22 protein-coding genes are annotated in these 20,591 nt (G+C 71.2%); 8 read left to right on the top strand and 14 right to left on the bottom strand.

Features of this window, described 5'->3' with window-relative positions; genetic code table 11:
- Positions 1–125 precede the first annotated feature (125 nt).
- From ACTIMO_RS04555 to ACTIMO_RS04585, 7 genes are all read right to left on the bottom strand, one after another.
- Positions 126–920 carry a hypothetical protein gene (locus tag ACTIMO_RS04555; protein WP_448181613.1) on the bottom strand — a complete coding sequence of 265 codons (795 nt, stop codon included), beginning with the start codon at positions 918–920 and terminating at the stop codon, positions 126–128.
- A 136-nt stretch (positions 921–1,056) separates the two neighbouring features.
- Complete coding sequence (locus tag ACTIMO_RS04560; RefSeq protein WP_448181614.1) at positions 1,057–1,500, bottom strand: GtrA family protein; 444 nt, start codon at positions 1,498–1,500, stop codon at positions 1,057–1,059.
- A 142-nt stretch (positions 1,501–1,642) separates the two neighbouring features.
- Complete coding sequence (locus ACTIMO_RS04565) at positions 1,643–2,272, bottom strand: superoxide dismutase (protein ID WP_422391814.1); 630 nt, start codon at positions 2,270–2,272, stop codon at positions 1,643–1,645.
- A 40-nt stretch (positions 2,273–2,312) separates the two neighbouring features.
- Positions 2,313–2,837 (bottom strand): flavin reductase family protein, encoded by a 525-nt coding sequence (locus tag ACTIMO_RS04570; RefSeq protein WP_448181615.1) that lies wholly within the window; start codon positions 2,835–2,837, stop codon positions 2,313–2,315.
- Between the two features lie 47 nt (positions 2,838–2,884).
- Positions 2,885–3,325 (bottom strand): redox-sensitive transcriptional activator SoxR, encoded by a 441-nt coding sequence (gene soxR / locus ACTIMO_RS04575; RefSeq protein ID WP_448181616.1) that lies wholly within the window; start codon positions 3,323–3,325, stop codon positions 2,885–2,887.
- A 79-nt stretch (positions 3,326–3,404) separates the two neighbouring features.
- A complete protein-coding gene (locus ACTIMO_RS04580) occupies positions 3,405–4,259 on the bottom strand; it encodes an SDR family oxidoreductase (RefSeq protein ID WP_448181617.1) in 855 nt (284 codons plus the stop codon).
- Between the two features lie 267 nt (positions 4,260–4,526).
- Positions 4,527–5,363, bottom strand: a complete 837-nt coding sequence (locus ACTIMO_RS04585; protein WP_055765582.1) for a helix-turn-helix transcriptional regulator — start codon at positions 5,361–5,363, stop codon at positions 4,527–4,529.
- A gap of 131 nt (positions 5,364–5,494) precedes the next feature.
- Between ACTIMO_RS04585 and ACTIMO_RS04590 the strand changes: the two genes are divergently transcribed.
- The 3 genes from ACTIMO_RS04590 to ACTIMO_RS04600 are packed head-to-tail and all read left to right on the top strand — an operon-like array spanning position 5,495 to position 7,887.
- Positions 5,495–6,244, top strand: coding sequence for an SDR family oxidoreductase (locus ACTIMO_RS04590; protein ID WP_448181618.1), 750 nt, complete (start codon positions 5,495–5,497; stop codon positions 6,242–6,244).
- A gap of 33 nt (positions 6,245–6,277) precedes the next feature.
- The gene (locus tag ACTIMO_RS04595; RefSeq protein WP_448181619.1) at positions 6,278–7,531 is read left to right on the top strand and encodes an amidohydrolase; all 1,254 of its coding nucleotides are present in this window, start codon (positions 6,278–6,280) and stop codon (positions 7,529–7,531) included.
- 47 nt (positions 7,532–7,578) lie between these two features.
- Positions 7,579–7,887: an MmcQ/YjbR family DNA-binding protein gene (locus tag ACTIMO_RS04600; protein ID WP_422391091.1), complete on the top strand. Its 309-nt coding sequence runs from the start codon at positions 7,579–7,581 to the stop codon at positions 7,885–7,887.
- Positions 7,888–7,900: 13 nt separating this feature from the next.
- On the opposite strand, the gene ACTIMO_RS04605 is transcribed toward ACTIMO_RS04600, so the two are convergent.
- The 7 genes from ACTIMO_RS04605 to ACTIMO_RS04635 form a co-directional block, all read right to left on the bottom strand.
- Positions 7,901–8,929, bottom strand: coding sequence for an acyl-CoA thioesterase (locus ACTIMO_RS04605; protein ID WP_235498593.1), 1,029 nt, complete (start codon positions 8,927–8,929; stop codon positions 7,901–7,903).
- Positions 8,930–8,939: 10 nt separating this feature from the next.
- Positions 8,940–9,323: a DUF1801 domain-containing protein gene (locus ACTIMO_RS04610; protein WP_055765571.1), complete on the bottom strand. Its 384-nt coding sequence runs from the start codon at positions 9,321–9,323 to the stop codon at positions 8,940–8,942.
- Between the two features lie 46 nt (positions 9,324–9,369).
- The gene (locus ACTIMO_RS04615; RefSeq protein ID WP_055765569.1) at positions 9,370–10,413 is read right to left on the bottom strand and encodes an alcohol dehydrogenase catalytic domain-containing protein; all 1,044 of its coding nucleotides are present in this window, start codon (positions 10,411–10,413) and stop codon (positions 9,370–9,372) included.
- A gap of 70 nt (positions 10,414–10,483) precedes the next feature.
- Positions 10,484–12,109 (bottom strand): BCCT family transporter, encoded by a 1,626-nt coding sequence (locus ACTIMO_RS04620; protein WP_055765566.1) that lies wholly within the window; start codon positions 12,107–12,109, stop codon positions 10,484–10,486.
- 329 nt (positions 12,110–12,438) lie between these two features.
- A complete protein-coding gene (locus ACTIMO_RS04625; protein ID WP_162237499.1) occupies positions 12,439–13,641 on the bottom strand; it encodes an MFS transporter in 1,203 nt (400 codons plus the stop codon).
- A gap of 321 nt (positions 13,642–13,962) precedes the next feature.
- Entirely contained in the window at positions 13,963–14,319 is a 357-nt protein-coding gene (locus ACTIMO_RS04630; protein ID WP_448181620.1) for a hypothetical protein, read from the bottom strand.
- 162 nt (positions 14,320–14,481) lie between these two features.
- Positions 14,482–15,402: an AEC family transporter gene (locus ACTIMO_RS04635; protein WP_448181621.1), complete on the bottom strand. Its 921-nt coding sequence runs from the start codon at positions 15,400–15,402 to the stop codon at positions 14,482–14,484.
- A gap of 183 nt (positions 15,403–15,585) precedes the next feature.
- On the opposite strand from ACTIMO_RS04635, the gene ACTIMO_RS04640 reads away from it, so the two are divergent.
- The 5 genes from ACTIMO_RS04640 to ACTIMO_RS04660 all read left to right on the top strand — a co-directional run bounded on the left by ACTIMO_RS04640 (position 15,586) and on the right by ACTIMO_RS04660 (position 20,577).
- Positions 15,586–16,860 (top strand): Nramp family divalent metal transporter, encoded by a 1,275-nt coding sequence (locus ACTIMO_RS04640; RefSeq protein WP_448181622.1) that lies wholly within the window; start codon positions 15,586–15,588, stop codon positions 16,858–16,860.
- 33 nt (positions 16,861–16,893) lie between these two features.
- Complete coding sequence (locus ACTIMO_RS04645) at positions 16,894–17,235, top strand: thiamine-binding protein (RefSeq protein ID WP_055765553.1); 342 nt, start codon at positions 16,894–16,896, stop codon at positions 17,233–17,235.
- A 52-nt stretch (positions 17,236–17,287) separates the two neighbouring features.
- Positions 17,288–17,848, top strand: a complete 561-nt coding sequence (locus ACTIMO_RS04650) for an N-acetyltransferase family protein (protein WP_448181623.1) — start codon at positions 17,288–17,290, stop codon at positions 17,846–17,848.
- Positions 17,849–17,932: 84 nt separating this feature from the next.
- Positions 17,933–18,745, top strand: coding sequence for a spermidine synthase (locus ACTIMO_RS04655; RefSeq protein WP_448181624.1), 813 nt, complete (start codon positions 17,933–17,935; stop codon positions 18,743–18,745).
- Positions 18,746–18,843: 98 nt separating this feature from the next.
- Positions 18,844–20,577, top strand: coding sequence for a cation:proton antiporter (locus ACTIMO_RS04660; protein ID WP_055765548.1), 1,734 nt, complete (start codon positions 18,844–18,846; stop codon positions 20,575–20,577).
- Positions 20,578–20,591: the final 14 nt, after the last annotated feature.

A 20,591-nucleotide genomic window follows, 5' to 3' on the forward strand; every position in this document is an offset into this window, starting at 1 on the left:
GGGGTCCATCGACCTCACCTCGCGCAGTGCCCTTCCGGTGACGTCGCGTCGGTTCCGCCGCGGTCCGTCGCATGGCAACAGAAGGAGCCGGGGACACGCGTCCCGGCTCCTTCTGCCTGCGTGGCCTAGTGCTTGCGGCGCGGGCGGCGAGGCTGGGCGACGACGGCGATCGCCAGGGCCAGGGCGACGGCGACGATACTGAGGACGCCCGCAGCGATGTAGCGGGCGGGATCCGAGCCCAAGGGAGTGGCGGCCTCGACCACGGCATCACCGGCCGGCTGGTCCTCGGGCGTCGTCTCGGCCGATGCGGCCGAGGTGGCCGGGGCGGCCGACGTGGTGCGTGCGGTTCGGGCTCCGGACGCGGGAGCGCCCATGCCTCCGGTGTCATTGCCGACGTTCCTCACAGGCCCTCCGGCCCCGGCGGCTCCCTCGGCGGAATCCGTCGCGGGCGCCGTCGCGGCATCCTCCGAGGGAGTGGGGGCCGGACTCGCGCTCTCATCGGGCGGGGTCCCGGCCGGTGCGGGCGGACTGCTCGCAGGGTCGGCGGTCGGTGCGGGATCCGCCGCCGGCGCCGAGGGCTCCGGGGCGGGAACCACGGCTGGGTCGGAAGTCGGGGGAGCGGGCGCTGCCGGGTCGGTGGGGCCGGTGTCCGGCGGTGCCGGCTGGCCGGGATCCGGAGGCACGATCGGCGTCTCGCCGGGGGCCGTCGGAGGCCCGGGTTCGACGGCGGGTACCGGAACCGGCGGCAGCGTCGCGTTGGCTGGGGGTGGCAGCACCGGTCCCTGGTGCCGCGCCGACGCATCGGTCCGGTTCGGGGAGGCGGGTGCCGGCGATACGGTCTGTGCGACGGCGACCCCCGGGAGGGCGATCAGGAGGCCGCAGCTGAGGGTCAGGGAGGTGATGGCGTGACGGACGCGCATGGGAACTCTTCGGGACGCGGGCGGACAGCAGCTTCAGAAGCATGCTGAGGATCTGGGTCAATCGTACGCGGGACGGGCGGAGCTTCCCAGAGGAGTGCGCCGCCCATCGCCGATGGTGCTTCGGCGCCGGACCTGCCTACGGACCGGTCACGGAGGGCTGTGGCGAGGCCGGGACGGTCGCCGGGCGGAAGACGAAGAAGCGGTAGGCCCCGTAGCGGAACACGTTGCCGAGCAGGACCCCGATCACGTTCGCGGAGATGTTGTCGGCGAGCGGACTCGTGAGACCCAGGACGTAGTGGGACACGACGAGGCAGGCAGCCGCGATGCCGAGTCCGATGAGGTTGGTGAGTCCGAACAGCAGTGCTTCCTCGCGCTTCGGCCGCCCGGCCAACATCCGGAAGGTCAGGTAGTGGCTGCCGACCCAGGAGACGCCGGTGGCCAGGACCACGGAGACGATCTTCGACGAGATGGGCCCGATGCCGAGCCCGGACGCGAGGATGTTGAACACCGAGATGTCGACGACGAAGGCCACCGTACCGACGAGGGTGAAGGAGCCGAGTCGCCGCAGTGCTGCTCGCACATGTCCTCCCTCCGGTGCCGACGATCCATCTTACACTTAGGCTGCCTAAGCAACTAATGGGGGTCGACGCGGCGGAAGGGCCACCCCTGACGGGTGGCCCTTCCGGAGGTCGAAGCGCGCCGGATGGTGCGCGGTCGGGTGGCTAGTGGCCGGGGGTGATCAGGCTCGACGCCCCGGTCCTCGCGGCCTGGAAACGGGCCTGGACATCGGCCCAGTTCACCAGGTTCCACCACGCCTTCACGTACTCGGGCTTCACGTTCACGTAGTCCAGGTAGAACGCGTGCTCCCACATGTCCAGCATCAGCAGCGGGACGGTGCCCACGGGCACGTTGCCCTGCTGGTCGTAGAGCTGCTCGATCACGATGTTCTTCCCCAGCGGCTCATACGCCAGCACCGCCCACCCCGACCCCTGCAGCGACGTCGCGGCGGCGGTGAAGTGCGCCCGGAACGCGTCGAAGGACCCGAACGCGTCATCCAGCGCCGCGGCGAGCTCACCCTCGGGCTTGTCCCCGCCCTCGGGCGACATGTTCTTCCAGAAGATGCTGTGGTTGATCACGCCACCCACATGGAACGCCAGATCCTTGGAGAGCTTCGGGATCGTCCCGAACTCGCCCTTCTCACGGGCCTCGGCCAACTGGGCCAGGGCATCATTGGCGCCCTTCACATAGGTGGCCTGGTGCTTGGAATGATGCAGCTCCATGATCCGGCCCGAGATGTGCGGCTCCAGGGCCGCGTAGTCGTAGTCAAGATCCGGCAGTACGTAGTCGCTCACGTAGTCCTCCATGGTGGTGGGGTGGTCGTCGTTCGGTCGTTCAGTCCAGCAGCGACTGGTCGCCCAGCCGGTGGTAGGAACGGTTGTGGTAGACGAGCGGTGCGCTCCCGCCGTCGTCCGCTGCCTGTTCGATCGCCAGCACTTCAGCCGCGAGGATCATCGAACCGCCCACGGGCAGGCGGTGCAGGATCCGGCAGCGCAGTGCCCAGGGCGCGTCGGTAAGGAGCGGCTCTCCCGTCGGCAGGGTGCGCCAGACCGTGGCCGGGCCGAAGCGGTCCGCACCGCGCGTCGAGAAGAGCTGGGCGAGACCGAGCTGGCCGGCTCCGAGCAGGTGCACCACCATCGTCCCGGCGTGGACCAGGGCGGCGGCGGACGGCGATGCCGTCGAGACGGAGAACGCGAGGACCGGCGGCTCGGCCGACACGGACGAGACGGACGACGCCGTCAGTCCCACCGGCCCCTCCGGCCCCTGCGCCGTGATGACCGCGATACCCGCCGGGTGGTCGCGGAAGGCGTCCTTGAAGAGATCGGCGGTGGGGACCGCGTGGTCCGTCGAGGCTGTCATACCCTCCACGCTAGAACCTCGACAAAGGTTGAGGTCAAATCGGGGGATCACGGATCGAGGAGGGTCGACGGCACACCGCGGCGCCCGGCGTCGTCGTCCGGGTTGACGAAACCGCACGTCGCGAGCGAGAGGCAACCGCAGCCGATGCATCCACCCAGACGGTCCCGCAGGTGCTCCAGCTGGGCGATCCGCTGCTCGATCTCCTGCCGCCAGGCCGCCGACAACCGCTGCCAGTCCTCCTGGTCCGGGACCCCGTCCGTCGGCAGTTCGGCGAAGGCCGTGCCGACGGTCGCGAGGGGGATGCCCGCGCGCTGCGCCGCCCGGATGACGGCGACGCGGCGCAGGACGGACCGGTCGAAGCGACGCTGGTTGCCCGACGTGCGGTGGCTCCGGATCAGGCCCTGGCGCTCGTAGAAGTGCAGGGCGGACACCGTCATGCCGCTGCGGGACGCGAGCTGCCCCACCGAGAGGTCCTGATCGTTCGGCACGTGTCTCCCGTCCGGTCTCCGTGGTGCGTGGATGCGTCGTGCCAGCGTAGCGGCGGCCGGCCCCGCGGCGGCCTGCCGGCTACCCGAGCAACTCCGCGACGTACTGCCTGAGGGGCGTGGTGGGTCGGCCGATGATGCGGGACAGCGTCCCGTCGCTCTCGGCCAGGAGGCCGTCGGCGATGTTCGCGTCGATCGCGGCGACGAAGCCCGCCGTCCCCTCGTCGAGCCCGAAGCCCTGGAGCGCGGCGACGTGCTGGTCGGTGGAGACCTGTTCCACCGCGACGTCGTCCCCCCGCACGTCGGCGACCGCCGATGCGAGCTCGTCGACTGACCACGGCTCGTCGCCGCCGAGCTCGAGGATCTCGCCCGCGTACTCGTCGGACAGCAGGACGACGGCGGCCGCCTCCGCGTAGTCGCGGCGCGTCGCGCTGGCCACCCTGCCGTGCCCCGCGCTCGTCAGGATGCTGCCGGTGGAAGCGGCCTGACGGATCGTGTCGTCGTAGTTCTCCGTGTACCAGTTGTTGCGCAGCACGGTGTAGGTGAGGCCGGACCCCTCGAGCAGGCCCTCGGTGGCCTTGTGCTCGGGTGCGAGGACGAGGGCCGACGTCGAGGCCTTCGGCGCGCTCGTGTACACGAGGGATGCGTCCACCTTCCGGGCGGCATCGATCACGGCCTTGTGCTGCACCGACCGCTTGCCCACCTCGCTGCCGGAGATCAGCAGCACCTTCTCCGCGCCGGCGAAGGCGTCGTCCAGGGTGGCGGGATCCGCGTAGTCGACGCGAGCGGTCCGGACACCGTGCGCCGCCAGTGCGGCGAGGGCTTCCTCGTTGCGGCCCCCGGCGACGACGGTGGACGGGTCCACGCCCCGGGCCAGCAGCTGCTCGACGACCTGGCGGCCCAGGTGCCCCGTGGCTCCGGTGATGACGATGGTCATGGCAAGTCCTCCCGATCGGGCGCCAGGCTGGCGCGTCTACTGGCGGTAACCGGGATCAGGCCGAAAGGCTTCCCGTGCGGCTCCGAGGGTGGTGCACGGCGAGCCGCACGGACTGCTGGAGGGGCACGCGCCGGAGCGGCCCGGGCCGACGAGCGAAGGGCAGCATCAAGGACCGACCCGCGGCCGAGGACGACCGGTGGAGCAGGAGGCGCCGGCCCTGCGCCGCGCAAGGGCTCACCGTCGAGGTAACGGCCCGGTCGCCCGACCTCAGGAGATCGGCTGGCGGGCGGCGAGGATGCTGAGGAGCTGCAGCTTCTCGAAGCCCTCCGAGCCCGGCGGCGCGGTGAGGACCAGGAGCGACTGCGCCTGGTTCTCCGTGAAGAGCACCTGGCAGTCCACCTCGATCTCGCCGAGCTCGGGGTGCACGAGGGTCTTGTGGTCGTCGAACCGGCTGCGGACCTCGTATCCGCTCCACACCTCGGCGAACTCCTCGCTCTCAGCCAGCAGGGCGTCGACGATCCGCCTGCCACGGGTGGAGGTACCCGTTCCCAGGGCTGCCCGCAGGGCCGCGGCCCGCACGCGCGACTGGTGCGCGTGGTCCCGCTCGGGGTAGAACCGGCGTTCCGCGGGATCGGTGAACCACCGGTAGTAGGAGCTGCGGGCGAGCCCGCGGTGGCGGAGGTCGTCCCCGAGCAGTGCCACCGCGAGCCTGTTCTGCACGAGGGTCTCCGCGAGCTCCGAAAGCACCAGGGCGGGAGTGTCCTCGAGCCGGTCGAACACCCGCATGAGGGCCGGGCCCACATGCTCGGAGGGCTGCGAGCGCGCGGGCGGACGCTGACCGGCGAGGAGGAAGAGGTGGTCGCGTTCGTCGAGGCTCAGCCGGAGGCCACGCGTGATCGCCAGCAGCATCTGGTCCGAGGGCTGCGGGCCGCGGCGCTGCTCCAGGCGCGTGTAGTAGTCGGTCGACATGCCGCACAGCACCGCCACCTCCTCGCGGCGCAGGCCGGCCGTCCGGCGTCGCACTCCCGGCGCCAGCCCGACGTCGCCGGGCTGGAGGGACTCACGGCGCTTGCGGAGGAACTCGGCCAGGTCATCGCGCTTCATGGCTCCATCATGGCCCCCCGCCCGGGGTGGAGACAGGGACCACCGATCCGTGGATGAGCCCTCCTCTCCCGCCCGTCGGCGGAACGGGGCACTGTCGAGGCATCAGCACTCAGCCCCTCGGAAGGACCATCATGCAGCTCACCGGAAAGACCATCCTCATGGCCGGCGGAACCTCGGGCATCGGACGGGGGCTCGCCCTCCGCCTGCATGCCGCAGGCAACCGCGTGATCGTGGCAGGCCGCCGCGAGGAGATCCTGCAGCGGATCGCCACGGACCATCCCGGGATCGACACCGCCGTCCTGGACATCGCGGATCCGGACTCGATCTCCTCGCTGCGGGATGCCCTGCTCGTCTCCCACCCGGACCTGGACGTCGTGGTCGCGATGGCCGGGATCATGGAGCCCGAGGACCTCCGGGACCCGTCGTCGCTCGCCACGGCCGAACGCACCGTGACCACGAACCTGCTCGGCCCCCTCCGCCTGGTCAGCGCCTTCGTGCAGCACCTCGAGAGCCGGGAGGATGCGGCGATCATCACGGTCACCTCGGGCCTCGCCTACGTACCCCTGCCGGTCGCACCGACCTACAGCGCCACGAAGGCGGCGCTGCACTCCTGGACCGACAGCCTGCGCGTGCACCTCGGGGACACCTCCGTCCAGGTCATCGAGCTGGCCCCGCCGCTCGTGCGCACCACGCTCATGGGCAACCAGGACAATGAGCACGGCATGCCGCTGGAGGAGTTCCTCGACGAGACCATGGCGCTGTTGGCAGCCGGACCGGAGGCCCGGCAGATCCTCGTCGAGCGCGTGAAGCACCTGCGGTTCGCGGAGGCCACGGGGCAGTACGACGCCGTGCTCGACCACCAGAGCATGCTGCCCGGGTAGCCCGGGCCGCGCCGCAGTGCATAGGGTCGGAGGATGCAGCCCGATGCGATCATCGCCCTCCGCCGCCAGTTCCACGCCCACGCCGAGCCGGGCTTCCTCGAGTACCGGACGGCGTCCGTCATCCTCGGTGAGCTCCGCGCGATGGGTGTCCGCACCACGACGGGCACGGACGCCATCGCCCTGGGGAGCATCGCGCTGCCGCCCACCGAGGCGGAGCAGGAGGAGTGGGCGCGACGCGCCGTGGAAGCCGGGGCGCAGGCCGACGACGTCGCCTGGCTCCGGCAGCACGGCACCGCGGTCATCGCCGAGCTCGAGGGCAACCGCCCCGGTCCCACCTGGGGCCTCCGGGTGGACATCGACGCCCTGCCCGTGGACGAGGAGACGGCGGCGGACCATGCGCCGGTGGCGGGCGGGTTCCGGTCCACGACGCCGTACATGCACGCCTGCGGGCACGACGGGCACGCCGCGATCGGCCTCGCCCTCGCCGACCGCCTCCGCGACGGCGATTTCCCAGGCCGAGTACGCATCATGTTCCAGCCCGCCGAGGAGGGAGTGCGGGGGGCGCAGCCCATGATCGACGCCGGGGTGACCCGCGGTGTGGACCGTATGCTCGCCGTGCACCTCGGCGGTGACCTGCCCACCGGCACCGTGCTCGGCGGGGTCACCGACGCGATGGCCACCACCAAGTGGACCGCCCGCTTCGAGGGCGAGGCCGCCCACGCCGCCGCCGCTCCCGAGAAGGGCAGGCACGCACTCGCCGCGGCCGCGCAGGCCACCCTCGCGATCCTCGGGCTCACCCGGTTCGCCGAGGCGGACACACGCGTCAATGTCGGGACCTTCCACGCGGCCGGGAGCGCGAACATCATCCCTGCCCTCGCCACCATCACCTACGAGACACGGTCCACGTCGAACACCGTGCTGGAGGAGCTGAACCGCCGTGCCGAGGCCGCCGTGCAGGGTGCCGCGCGGATGTACGGGGTCGAGGCGGGCACGAAGGCCTACGGCCGCGCCGCGGTGTCCCAGCCCGACGCCGTCCTGGTGGAGGACGTGGGACGCGCTGCGGAGGGGGTTCCGGCGATCACCACCTTCACGCCGGCCGGCGCCTCGGGAGGAGGGAGCGACGACGCCCACCTGCTCATCGACGACGTCCAGCGTGCGGGCGGACTGGGCACGTACGTCTTCGTCGGGGCCGCCAACCCCGCGCCCCACCACCACCGGCGGTTCGACCTCGACGAGGACGCCCTGGCGATCGCCGTGGACCTTCTGGAGCGCCTCTTCCGCCCCTGACGCGACATTCCCTGGACCGGTGGCACGTCCGGTGCCATGGTGGGTCCATGGTCAGCGAACACGACGTCCGGTCCGCGTGCCTCGCACTGCCGGGCGCCACCGAGCGGCTGAGCTGGAGCAGGCCCGCCTGGTTCGCGCGCACGCTGTTCGCCCGCATGTGGGACGACACCGTGCTGACCGTCAAGACCGGTGAGCGGGACGCGTTGCTCGCCGGGCAGCCCGGTGCGTTCTTCGTCCACCCGCACCACGAGCGGTATCCCTCGCTCGTCCTGGTGCGCCTCGGCCGCATCGGCGGCGGCGAGCTGACCGAACTGATCGAGGAGTCCTACCGGATCGCCGGGACCAGGACACCCTGACGCCGGGCTCCCGCTACGGCAGCGGTGCCGCGAGCCCGACGCCGTCCCCGAGGCCCTCCGCCACGCCGGACGGATGCGCGCGCAGGTGGGTGGGCAGCACGCTGCCCGGCGCACGGCTGCGGATGTGGAGGAGGTCCAGGGCGTGCTGGTGCAGCCGGCGGTCCTCCTCCGAGCGCGGCACCCAGGGCGGCACCGGTACTGCGGAACCCTCGGCGTCGCGCGCCACCATGACAGTCAGGCACGTGGTGGTCAGGTCCATCTCGCGGGAGCGCGGGCTGCCGGAGCGCACGTGCACGGCGACGTGCATGCCCTTGTTCCCCGTGTAGACGAGGCGCGCCTCCACCTCGACGACATCGCCGATGTGCAGTGGCTTCAGGAACCGGACGCCGCCCGAGAACACGGCCACCGTGTCCAGCCCGCAGTGCCGGGCGGAGCACACGTAGGCCGCCTCGTCGATCCAGTCCATCACCGTGCCGCCGTGCACCTTGCCGCCCCAGTTGACGTCGGTGGGCGCGGCCAGGAACCGCAGGACCGTCCGCTCGGCGGTGCCCGCCGCCGTGTACTCCTGCCGCCGCATCTCCTCGACGATCTCCCTGCGGACGCCGATCCGCGCCTCCGCGTGCTCGCTCTCCCTCCGCTCCGCCGCCGTGCGGGGCTCGAAGGCCGGCACGGGGACGGGCGCGCCGTCCGGACCGACCGCCACGAAGACGACGAGGCACTCGCTGCGCCTGCCGCCGCCCTCTCCGGAGACCGGGCCGGAGGACACGACCGTGCGGATGTGCATGGAGGACGTGCCGGTGTGCACGATCGTCGCCTCGACCTCCACGAGGTCGCCGACCACCACGGGATCGGCGAAGTGGATGTTGCCCACGTACGCCGTGACGCAGTAGGTCTTGGCCCACCCGACGGCCGCCGCGTACGCCGCCTTGTCCACCCACTCGAGGACGGTCCCGGCGTCCACGGAGCCGCTGTGCCCGAGGTCCGTGGGAGAGGCGAGGAAGCGGAGGGTGACGGCGTTCGGCGGGGTGCTCATGGTGTCCATGATCCAGCCTTCACGCCTGCAGCCAGGCGAGCAGCAGGGCATCGAACCGCTCCTGCTTGGCGCGGGCGTCGTCGAGGTCGGTGAAACCCACGGTCCCGCGGTCGGCGGTGATCGGGGCCAACAGGCCCGACGGGTCGGCGAAGACGAATGTGCCGACGTCGTCGCGCACCGCCGCACCCCGATGCAGGACGAGCTGCACCCGGTCCACCGGACGGAGGTTGAACGTGACGCGGTCCTCGCCCTCGTGGGTGTAGCTGGGGGCGTTCCACTTCACGTGCTCGCCGAGCGGCAGGGGCAGGGCGAGGATCGAGGTCCGCAGGAACATGATCGTGGTCCGGAGCGGGTGGTCCGACCGTTCGAGGAGCGTGTCGACGGCGGGCGAGGGTTCGTTCATTCACCAGTATCACCACGGGACGTGATCGAGCGGTAGGCCGTCGCCGTCAGCGGCCGACGTCGATGACGGTCACCCCGCCCGCCGAGCGATCGCCCGCCATGGCGACGAGGGCGTCCGGAACGTCAGCGAGGGTGATGCGGCGTTCGATGAGGTCCTGCGGGCGCAGCCGTCCCTCCGCGACCAGCGCCATGAGCCCGGGGTAGTCCTGCGCGGGCATGCCGTGGCTGCCGAGGATCGAGAGCTCCCTGCCGATCACCGCGCCCAGGGGCAGGACCGGGTCGGCGGGGAAGAGCCCGATCTGCACGTGCCGGCCGCGCGGCCGGAGCGAAAGGATGCCGACCGCAGCGGTCTCCTCCCGGCCGAGGGCGTCGACGGAGACATCCACACCGTCCGGAGCGGCGTCCCGGAGCGCTGCCAGCACCTCCTCGCGGGACCGGCCCGAGGAATCGACGGTGGTCTCGGCGCCGCACCGGGCGGCACGCGCCAGGGCGTCGCCGTCGATGTCCACGGCGAGGACCCGCGCACCGAGCGCTGCGCCGATCATCACTGCGCTCAGCCCCACTCCGCCGCAGCCGACCACCACGAGGGTCTCCCCGGCGGCGAGCCGCGCCTGGTGAACGAGGCCGCGGTACGAGGTCGCGAAGCGGCAGCCGAGCAGCGCGGCGGCACCGGCGTCGAGGGTCGCCGGGACCGGGATCAGGTTGGTGTCCGCGTGGTGCAGTGCCACGAGGTCCGCGAACGAGCCCCAGTGCGTGAAGCCGGGCTGCGTCTGGTTCCGGCACACCTGGCCGTTGCCGGAGAGGCACTCGGGGCAGGTTCCGCACGCGCAGACGAAGGGCGTGGTCACGCGGTCGCCGACGGCGAAGCGCCGGACCTCGTCCCCCACCGCCTCGATGGTTCCCACGAGCTCGTGGCCGGGCACGTGCGGGAGCGTGATGCCGTCGTCGTGCCCCAGCCAGCCGTGCACGTCGCTGCGGCACAGACCGGTCGCCTCCACCCGGACGACGACGCCCGCGGGGGAGGCCGTGGGCTCGGGGACGTCCCGGAGGACAGGGCGGGCGGAGAACCCGTCGAAGCAGACAGCGCGCATTGCACCATTCTGCCCCGCGGGCGCTCCGCCCGGAGAGCCGGCCACCCGGGAGGTGGCGGTCAGGACCGCATCAGCTTTCGGGACGAACAGCCTTGCGTCCGACGCGGGCGCCGGTCCTGCGTGCTCCCGTGATCATCGGATCCTTCGCCAGGTCCATCATCAGCGCCACGCACAGGCCGATCATCACCAGGAGGAACGGTGCGGCCGCGATGATGGTGAGCGTCTGCAGGGCTTCCAGACTCCCGACCGACAGCAGGACGGCGGCCACGCCACCGGTCAGCGCGCCCCAGAGGATGGTCAGCCACTTCCTCGGCACGGCCGCGCCGAAGGAGGACAGCGAACCGAGGACGATCGATGACGCATCGGCCCCGGAGATGAAGAACACGGCCACGAGGATGACGACGAGGATCGAGGTCACGGATGCCAGCGGGTACTCGGCGAGGAGGGCGAACATCGCGGACTCCTGGCTCTCCGCGTTGGCCGCCGCGATGTCCACGCCGTTGTCCTGCAGATTGAGGGCCGAGCCGCCCCAGACGCCGAACCAGATGACGCTGATGACGCTGGGGACGGCGACGACGCCGATGATGAACTCGCGGATGGTGCGGCCCCGCGAGATCTTCGCGAGGAAGGAGCCCACGAAGGGGGTCCAGGAGACCCACCAGGCCCAGTAGAAGATGGTCCACGCGGCGAGCCACTCGTGGCCCCCGAAGGCGCCCGTCCGGGACGCCATCTGCGGCAGGCCGATGAGGTAGTTGCCCGCGGAGGCCGGGATGAGCTCCAGGATGAAGACCGTCGGCCCGACCACGAAGAGGAAGAACAGCAGGGCCAGGGCCAGGATCATGTTGCCGTTGGACAGCCACTTGATGCCGCGGCTGACACCGCTCACGGCGGAGATGATGAAGCAGACGGTGAGCACGGCGATCAGGGTGATCTGCAGGGGCAGGCTGCTGCCCACGCCGAACACCTCCGTGAGTCCACCGTTGATCTGCAGCACGCCGAGCCCGAGGGACGTCGCGGAACCGAACAGGGTGGCGAAGATGGCGAAGACGTCGATGGCCCGCAGGCCCCGGGGGGTCGGACGGCCGCGGAAGAGAGCGGTGAAGGCGCCGCTGAAGCCCGCGCCACGGCCCTTGCGGAAGGCCGAGTAGGCGAGGGCAAGGCCGACCACCGCGTAGATGGCCCACGGGTGGATGGCCCAGTGGAACAGGGTGTAGTTCATCGCCTGGCGCGCGGCCTCGGGCGTGCCGGGCGTGATGCCGTCGACGGGCGGCGTGAGGTAGTGGGAGATGGGCTCGGTGACGCCGTAGAACATCAGCCCGATCCCCATGCCGGCGCTGAACATCATGGCGATCCAGGAGGCCCTGCTGTACTCGGGCTTCTCACCGTCCTGGCCGAGCGGGATCCGCCCGTACTTGCTGAAGGCGAGGAACAGGGCGAACACCACGAAACCCGTGGCCGTGAGGACGAACGCCCACCCGAAGTTCGCGACGAGTCCGTTGAGTACGGACGTGGTGATCGCCGAGAATCCGGCCGGGAAGACGACCGCCACGAGCATGAGCAGGATGACGATCGAGAGGGAGACGAAGAGGACGGGCCTGTCCAGCGGGGCCTTCGCGGAAGCCTCTCCTGGAGGCGCCTCGAACGGCGTGTCCTCGCTGGGCGGTGATCCTTGAATGGGCTCGGTGGAATTAGACATACGCCTCAGGCTACGCGCGGCGCGCCAGTCCGGTCAGGGTCCGGCGGTGTCCGCACGCCCCCTGGGGTGGCGCCCTCGTGGCACGCTCCGACCGCTTCGCTGCGCGATGTCGCCGGGCGGGGAGCACGGCGGACAACACCCCTGCATCCGCGCGGGCGCGGGGATCGGTCCCTCCCACCGCGACGCCGAGCCCGGCTGCGCACGGGGCGCCCGGCCCCCGCTGCGATACCGCGGCGGGACCGACGCGCGTGGCCCGGATCGACCGCTGGATTGTGACCAAGCACCCACCTGAGGCACCGGATCGCAGGGGAAGATCCCGGCGGACGAGCTCAGTCCTCGCGGAGTCGGTGGCGCTCCCTGCGGTCCCCGCGGACGTCGGTGGTGAGGCTCAGCCCGAGCCCCGCGGCCACGAGGACGATCATCACGAACGGGAGGATCCCGAGCCCCACCCCGTCGAGGAGGAGCCCGCCGAGCAGCGCACCACCGCCGATGCCGATGTTGAACGCCGTCGTCTGCAGGGCGGCCGAGAGGTCGCGGGTGCGGAAGGACGCCGTGCGCAGCATGCGCGTCTGCAGCATGGCCGGGATGCCACCGAAGGCTGCGCCCCAGACGATGACCGCGATCAGCACCACCACGGTGTTCGTGGTGGCGAGGGCCAGGGTGAGGACGGCCGCCATGACCACGAGGACGACGCCGATGAACGCCTTCCGCGGGAACCGGTCGGCGGCGTAGCCGGCACCGAACAGGCCGATGATCCCGGCGCCGCCGTAGAGGAACAGGACGAGGGCGATCGATCCCGGTTCGAAGGACGAGACGTCGGTCAGCCAGGGGGCGATGTACGTGTAGAAGGTGTTCTGACCGGTCAGGAGGATGAGGATGACCGTGCAGAGCAGGAGGACGCCCCTGAAGCTCGGATCCCGGGTCAGGGGAACGCGTTCCTCGCCCGCCTTCCGCTCCACGTGGTGGTTCACGGGCGGCAGGAACTTCACGATCACGAGCGCCAGGAGCGCCACGACCACCCCGATGATGGTGAATGCGGTGCGCCAGCCGAACGCGTTGCCGATCGCCGTGCCCACGGGGACACCGAGGACGAAGGCCGCCGTACCGCCGCCGGCCGTGATCGCCACGGCCTTGCCGAGCTGGTGTGCCGGGACCAGGTGCGCGGAGTACGCGGCGACCACGGCCCAGAACAGCCCGTGCGCGAGCCCGCCGAGGATTCGCGCAGCGACCAGCACGGCGTAGGTGGGGGCGATGGCCGCGAGCACGTTGGCGACGGCGATCACCGAGAGGACGACGACGATCAGCGACTTGCGGGAGAAGCGCTGCGTGATCGCGGCGAGGGGCGTCGTGGCCACGACGACGGTCCCTGCGAAGATCGTCACGAGGTACCCGGCGGTCGAGATGCCGACATCGAGATCGCGCGCCATCGCGGGCAGCAGGCCCGTGGGGAGGAACTCACTGGTCACGGAGACGAAGATGGCGCCGGCGAGGGACAGGAGCCCCAGGTACGGGAACGGTGCGGTGCCGTTCACGGGCGGTGAGGAGACGGACAAGGGGCACCAATCATGGGTTCCGGTCGGGGAAAGCGCCCCGGGTGCGCCGTTGGATTCCGGAGGGCGTGCTGCGGTCAAGGCTAGCGAGGCCCCGACCCCTGCGCTAACACCGCTCGCCCCCGTGACATTCCGCATCGTCCTTCGTGTCGCCGTCGCCCGCCGTCGCCGTCGCCCGCCGTCGCCCGCCGTCGCCTGCCGTCGCCCGCCGTCGCCGTCGTCCCGGTCGCCACGCGCGTCACCCTCGCCGTGGTCGTCCGCGTCACGGTCCGGCGGGTTGCGGACCGCGGCAGCCCCCGTGCGTCAGCCGCGTTGCGCGTCCGCCCACGACCCGCCGCGTGCGCGTGCCGAGAGGCCCGCGGATGCACCCGGGTCGCCTGCCTGGGTTGCGCTGTCGTGCCCGGCGGAGGTGGAGCCGCGCTCCGCGTCGTCGTCCTGCCGCGGCGGCACGAGGCTGAGGCGGGGGCCTGCATCGCGCTCGTCGAGTTCGTCGGCGAGCTCGTCCTTCCGGGCGGCCGTCTCGGCGTCGACCTCACCGTCGGTCGAGAACTCGTGCTCGATCTCCCGGTGCACCTTGCTGTTGAGGACCTCGACGTCCTCGTCCCGGAGACGCTCGAGTCTCGCCGGGAAGGGCTCGTCGGGGGAGATCCTGCTCTTCATGTCCGCTCCATCTGCCGTCCGCGCCTCGCGCGGTGATCGGGTGAAGGCTAGACCCCGTCCGGGTACCGGAGCAAGCAGTCTGCTGAGCACCGGCGAGTCGACGCACGAGGGCTGGAGTGTGCCGTCCCTGAGCTCCTCCGGGTGGCACGCTCGGGGTGCTGCTCAGGCGAGCAGGGCGGCGACACCGATCAGTGCGGGGATGGCGAGGATCGAGGAGAGCAGCACGGTGTCGCGTGCCAGCGGGATCCCGCGCGCGTAGCGGCTGGCGAACATGAACACGTTCTGTGCGGTCGGGAGCGCCGAGACGACGACGGCACCGAGCAGGCGATCGCCCGTCAGCCCGAAGACATGGTGCGCGACGAGGTAGGCGGCCGCGGGCATGAGCGCCGTCTTGAACAGCGTCGCGGTGAGGACCTGCAGCCGGTCGGGGCTGGGTTTCAGCGGCCTGCTGCCGGGGAGTGACATGCCGAAGGAGATCAGGACCATCGGCACCGCGGCTCCGCCGATGAGCGCGATCGAATCCCACGCGGGCCCCGGGGGCCGCACCCCCGTTGCCGCGACGGCGACGCCGAGCAGCGACGCGATGATCATCGGATTCCGGAACGGCTGCGTGAGGATGGCTCGGACGGAGGGCTTCCGGCTGGAGGTCAGGTCGAGGATCGTCAGATAAAGCGGCGCGAGGACCAGGAGCTGGACGAGCAGCACGGGAGCGATCAGCGTCGCGTCGCCGAGTGCGTAGACCGTGATGGGGATCCCGATGTTGTTGGCGTTGACGTAGGAGCTGGCCATCGCGCCGATCGCCGTCTCCGCGGCCGGCCGGCGGAACAGGAACCGGCTGACAAGGAGGTAGAACCCGGCGATGGCCACGGACGAGATGAGGGCGATCGGCACGTACTCGGAGAACACCGCCGCGAGATCGGCGTCGGCGAGGACGGTGAACAGGAGGGCCGGGTTGGTCACGAAGAACGCCACCTGGTTGAGCGCGAACCCCGCCTGCGGTCCGCCGATCACGAGCCGACCTGCGATGTAGCCGACGAGGATCACGGCTCCGACGACGGCGAACCCGCCCAGCAGTCCCAGCATGCGTCCTCCGTCCCGTGGCAATCCCTCCCCCCGAACCTATCGGGTGGACACGCGGGCCGGGGTGTCGGGTCCGCGGGGCCCACATCGGTCTGACACGCTGACGCGGGTCCGGGCGGCGGGGCAGGGATGATCAGGCCCCTTGCTAGGCTCGCAGCAGGAATCACGACTTCAAAGGAGCAGGCTGTGGCCGATACCGCACGCACGGACGTCGACGGACTCGAGAAACCGAAGTGGCGGCTCGTCGGGCCGGGCCTGCTGGCGGCTGCCACCGGTGTCGGCGCCGGCGACCTCGTGGCCACCCTGATCGCCGGTAGCCGCTACGGCTACGCGCTCCTGTGGGCGGCGGTGATCGGCTGTGTCCTGAAGATCGTCCTCGTGGAAGGTGTGGGTCGCTGGTATCTCGCGACCGGCAAGACCATCTTCCAGGGCTGGCGCACCCTCGGTGCGTGGACCAGCTGGTACTTCGGCCCGTACATCATCATCTGGGGCTTCGTGTACGGCGCGACGGCGATGAGTTCGACGGCGCTCCCGCTGCAGGCCCTGTTCCCCGCGATACCGCTCAACGTCTTCGCGGTCGCCTCGGGACTGATCGGACTGGTCCTCGTCTGGTTCGGGCGGTACGGCCTGTTCGAGAAGATCATGACCGTGATGGTCGGCATCATGTTCATCTCCGTCGTCGGATCGGCGGTCCTCGCACTGCCGAACATCCCCGCCATGCTGGGCGGCCTCGTCCCCACCCTGCCCGGCGGGTCGGTGTTCTACGTGCTCGGCCTCGCCGGCGGTGTGGGCGGCACCATCACCCTGGCGGCGTACGGCTACTGGCTGCGGGAGAAGGGCTGGAACAAGCCCAAGTGGATGAAGGTCATGCGGGTGGACAACACCGTGGCCTACACCATGACCGGCATCTTCGTGGTCTGCATGCTCATCCTCGGCGCCGAGCTCCTCTACAGCGCGAACATCTCGCTGCAGAGCGGCGATCGCGGGCTCCTGGACATGGGCGTCGTCCTCGAGGACCGGTACGGCGTGGTGTGGGCGAAGGTCTTCCTCATCGGCTTCTGGGCGTCGTCGTTCTCCTCGCTCCTCGGGGTCTGGCACGGTGTGAGCCTCATGTTCGCGGACTTCTGGGCGAACTTCCGCAAGAAGGCGGACGACCTCTCGGACGACGACGCCCCCGGCTCGCACAGCGTCCCCGCCCGTGCCTACATGCTCTGGCTGACCATCCCGCCGATGCTGCTCCTCCTGCTCGGTCGCCCGTTCTTCCTGATCCTGCTCTACGGCGTTCTCGGCTCGCTCTTCATGCCGTTCCTGGCCATCACCCTCCTGGTCCTGCTGAACAGCACGCGACTGGCGAAGGAGTGGCGGAACCGCTGGCTCTCGAACGTTTTCCTGGTCATCACGACCGTCGTCTTCCTGGTGCTCGGCGTGAACGAGCTCGTCAAGGCGGTCACCGGGGCCTGACCGGCTGGCCCGGTGCGTGCCAGACTGGGGTCCATGCTCGTAGCCTTCAGCGTCGCCCCGTCCGGTTCCTCCGACCTCTCCCGCGAGAATCCCGAAGGGTCGGTGCACGACGCCGTCGCCGCGGCGGTCGCCGTGGTCCGCGAGTCAGGGCTGCCGAACCACACCGACTCGATGTTCACCACCATCGAGGGTGAATGGGACGAGGTGATGGCGGTCGTGAAGCACGCCACCGAGGCGGTGGGCCGGTACGGCAGCCGCGTGTCGCTCGTGCTGAAGGCCGACATCAGGCCGGGACGGACGGGTGAGCTCACCGGCAAGCTCGACCGCCTCGAGGCCGCGCTCGCCGAGCAGGAGCAGTTCGAGGGCCATTCCTGATCCGGCCGGATCAGGGCGCCACTCGGTAGCCCCAGGCCACTAAACTGGTCCCGTGACCCACCCCCTGCTCACGCTGTCCTACGTCATCCGGCCCGCGACGGTCGACGACGCCGAGGCCTACGCACGCACCCATGTCGCCGGCCTGCACGAGACGTACGAGCACATCATGCCGCGCGAGTACCACGAGTACTACGACGCCGAGCTGCCCGCCCTCATCGAGCGCCGCAGCGCGGCCTTCGCGGAGGCGGGACGGACGCCCGGCGGCGCGCGCAGCTGGCTGGCATTCGACGACGAGGGCGAGCCGGTCGGCATCGCGACGTCCGGTCCGGGGCGCGACGACGACCGACCCGACTTCGAGCTGCACCACATCTACACGCTGCGCTCCACGCACGGCACCGGCCTCGGGCAGCGCCTGCTGGACACGGCCATCGGCGGACGTGCCGCCTACCTGTGGATCCTGAACGACAACCCGCGCGCCGAGCGCTTCTACGTGCGGAACGGATTCGGGCCGGACGGCACGTCGATGCTCTGCGGGCCGACCTGGCACCATCGGCCGATGTTCCGCATGCACCGCCCCGACCAGGCCGCTGAAGCGGGTCCGGCCCGCGGCTAGCATGGGAACCATGCCTTCCTCCGTGCGTCCGACCGTGTCCGACGGCGCCCTCGCGTCCGTCGCCGGGCGTCCGGGCCGCGCCTGATGGCGAAGCCCGCCGGCCCGCAGCCGCAGATCGGCGAGTTCCCGATCGACACGGGCACCTGCGAACTCGAGTCCGACCCCTACAGCACCAACGGATGGGTGCTGCGCATCAACGGCGTACCCAGCTCGCACATCGACCTCGACGACCCGCTGCGGCTCGACTTCGAGTACATGCGCTGGATCGCCTCCCTCGTCGACGCACGCTTCCCCGCGACGGAGCGGCTCCGTGCACTGCACCTCGGCGGCGGGGCCTGCTCGCTCGCGCGGCGCTTCGCCGCGTCGCACCCGCAGGCGCGGCAGGTTGTCGTCGAACTCGACGGCCGCCTGGCGGAACTGGTCCGTGCATGGTTCGACCTCCCACGCGCGCCGCTCATGCGCCTGCGCGTCGGCGAGGCCCGGGCGGTGACGGAGTCGCTGAGCGAGGGCAGCCGGGATCTCGTGATCCGTGACGTCTTCGCCGGCGCCGTGACGCCCGCGCCCCTGACCACGCAGGAGTTCACGCGCGCCGTCAAACGCGTGCTCGGGCCGGGCGGCGTCTACGTGGTCAACTGCGGCGACAGCCCGAACCTCGCCATGGCCCGGCGTGAGGCGGCGACCATCGGGGGCGAGTTCGGCCACACCGCGATCATCGCCGACCCCGCGATGCTCAAGGGGCGGCGCTACGGCAACGTGATCATCGCGGGCAGCGACGCCCCGCTCGGGGCCGCTCCGGGACTGGCGCGCGAGCTGCTGGGCGGCGGTGTTCCGGCGCAGCTCTGGCAGGACGAACGGGTTCGCACCTTCGCCGCCGGGGCGCAGGTCATCGCGGACTGACCGCGGCGCGCTCCACGGCACCGCCGGGTGGGACGCCCGTGCTCACCCGGGCGTGACCGGAGCGGACGGCGGGGCCCGCGCCCCACTAGGCTTGCACGGTGGAACTGGGCTTGCTGGGCATCATCGGAATCGCCGTCCTCGTGGCCGTCGCCGTGCTCTCGCAGCGCGTGCGCGTCGCCGCCCCGCTGCTGCTGGTCGTCGTCGGCATCGGACTCTCGTTCGTCCCCGGTGTGCCGTCCTTCAGGATCCCGGACGAGTGGATCCTCACCGGGATCCTGCCGCCCCTGCTGTACGCGGCCGCGATCAAGACCCCGGTGATGGACTTCCGCCGCAACGTCACGCCCATCGCGAGCCTGTCGGTGGCACTCGTGGTCGTCTCCGCGTTCGCCGTGGGATTCGTGCTGCACCTGCTGCTGCCGGGCCTCGGACTCGCCGCGGCGATCGCCCTGGGCGCGGTCATCAGTCCGCCCGACGCCGTCGCCGCCACCTCGATCGGACGCCGGCTCGGCCTTCCGCCCCGCCTGCTCACGGTCCTCGAGGGGGAGGGCCTGGTGAACGACGCGACGGCCCTCGTGCTGCTCCGCAGTGCCATCGCGGCCTCGGCCGGGGCGCTCGCCGGGTTCGGCGCGGCGGCTGCGGACTTCGCCTTCGCCGTCGTCGTCGCGGTGGTGGTCGGCTACGCGGTGGGCGTGGTCACGGTGTTCGTGCGGTCGAAGCTCGACGACCCGGTGCTGGACACGGCGATCTCCTTCGCCGTGCCGTTCATCGCGTTCATCCCGGCCGAGGAGCTGGGCGCCTCGGGCGTGCTGGCGGTCGTCGTGGCCGGGATCTACACCGGGCACCGGAGCGCGAGCCACCTCGACGCCCGCGCCCGCATCAGCGACAACGTCAACTGGCGGACGGTGCAGTTCCTCCTCGAGAACGGCGTCTTCCTGCTGATCGGCCTCGAGGTCCGCAGCCTCCTGCAGAACATCGACGAGTCGTTGCTGACCGTCGGCCAGACCGTCACGATCGGCCTCCTCGCGACCCTCGCACTGATCGCACTGCGCTTCCTGTGGGTGTTCCCCCTGGTCCTGCTCATGCGGTGGCTGCCGAGCCGGGCCGCCCGCCGCTCGCTGCAGCTGCGCCGCGGGCTGAACCGGCTGAAGCGCCTGCCCGCGCTCGACGCCCGGCAGGAACGGCGCAAGCGGGCGCTGACCCGGATGTACGCACGGAGGCAGGCCGACCTCGAGCTGGAGCGGCGTGAGGGCTTCGGGTGGAAGGGCGCCACGGTGCTCGGCTGGTCCGGGATGCGCGGCGTCGTGACCCTCGCCGCGGCGCAGTCGCTGCCGTCGTCGTTCGCGTACCGCGAGCAGCTGGTCCTCATCGCCTTCACCGTGGCGGTCACCACGCTCCTGGTGCAGGGCAGCACGCTGCCCTGGCTCATCCGGGTGCTGCGCATCGAGGGGGTCGACGTCGGATCGGACCGCGAGGAGTCGGCCACCCTCTTCGACGAACTGCGGACCGAGGGGCTGCGGGTCCTCGCCGATCCGGGATCGATCATCGGCGAGGGCGTCATGGTGGACCAGGACGTCCTGGACCGCGTCCGGGCGGACACCGGCATGCGGTCGGAATTCGAGTGGGAGAAGGCACGCCTGCCGGAGCAGAAGCTCGTGCGTTCACCGCACCGCCAGTACCGCGACCTCCGGCTCGCCGTCCTCGAGGCTGAGCGGGCGGCACTGCTGGCCGCCCGTGCGAGCGGGACCTACTCGTCCCGCGCCCTCGCGAGGGCGCAGCGGATCCTCGACGTCGAGGAGACGCGGCTGCGGCCCCACGGCGGTGCGGCGCACTGACGGTGCGGCAGGCC

The sequence above is a fragment of the Arthrobacter sp. CP30 genome, assembly GCF_053470025.1.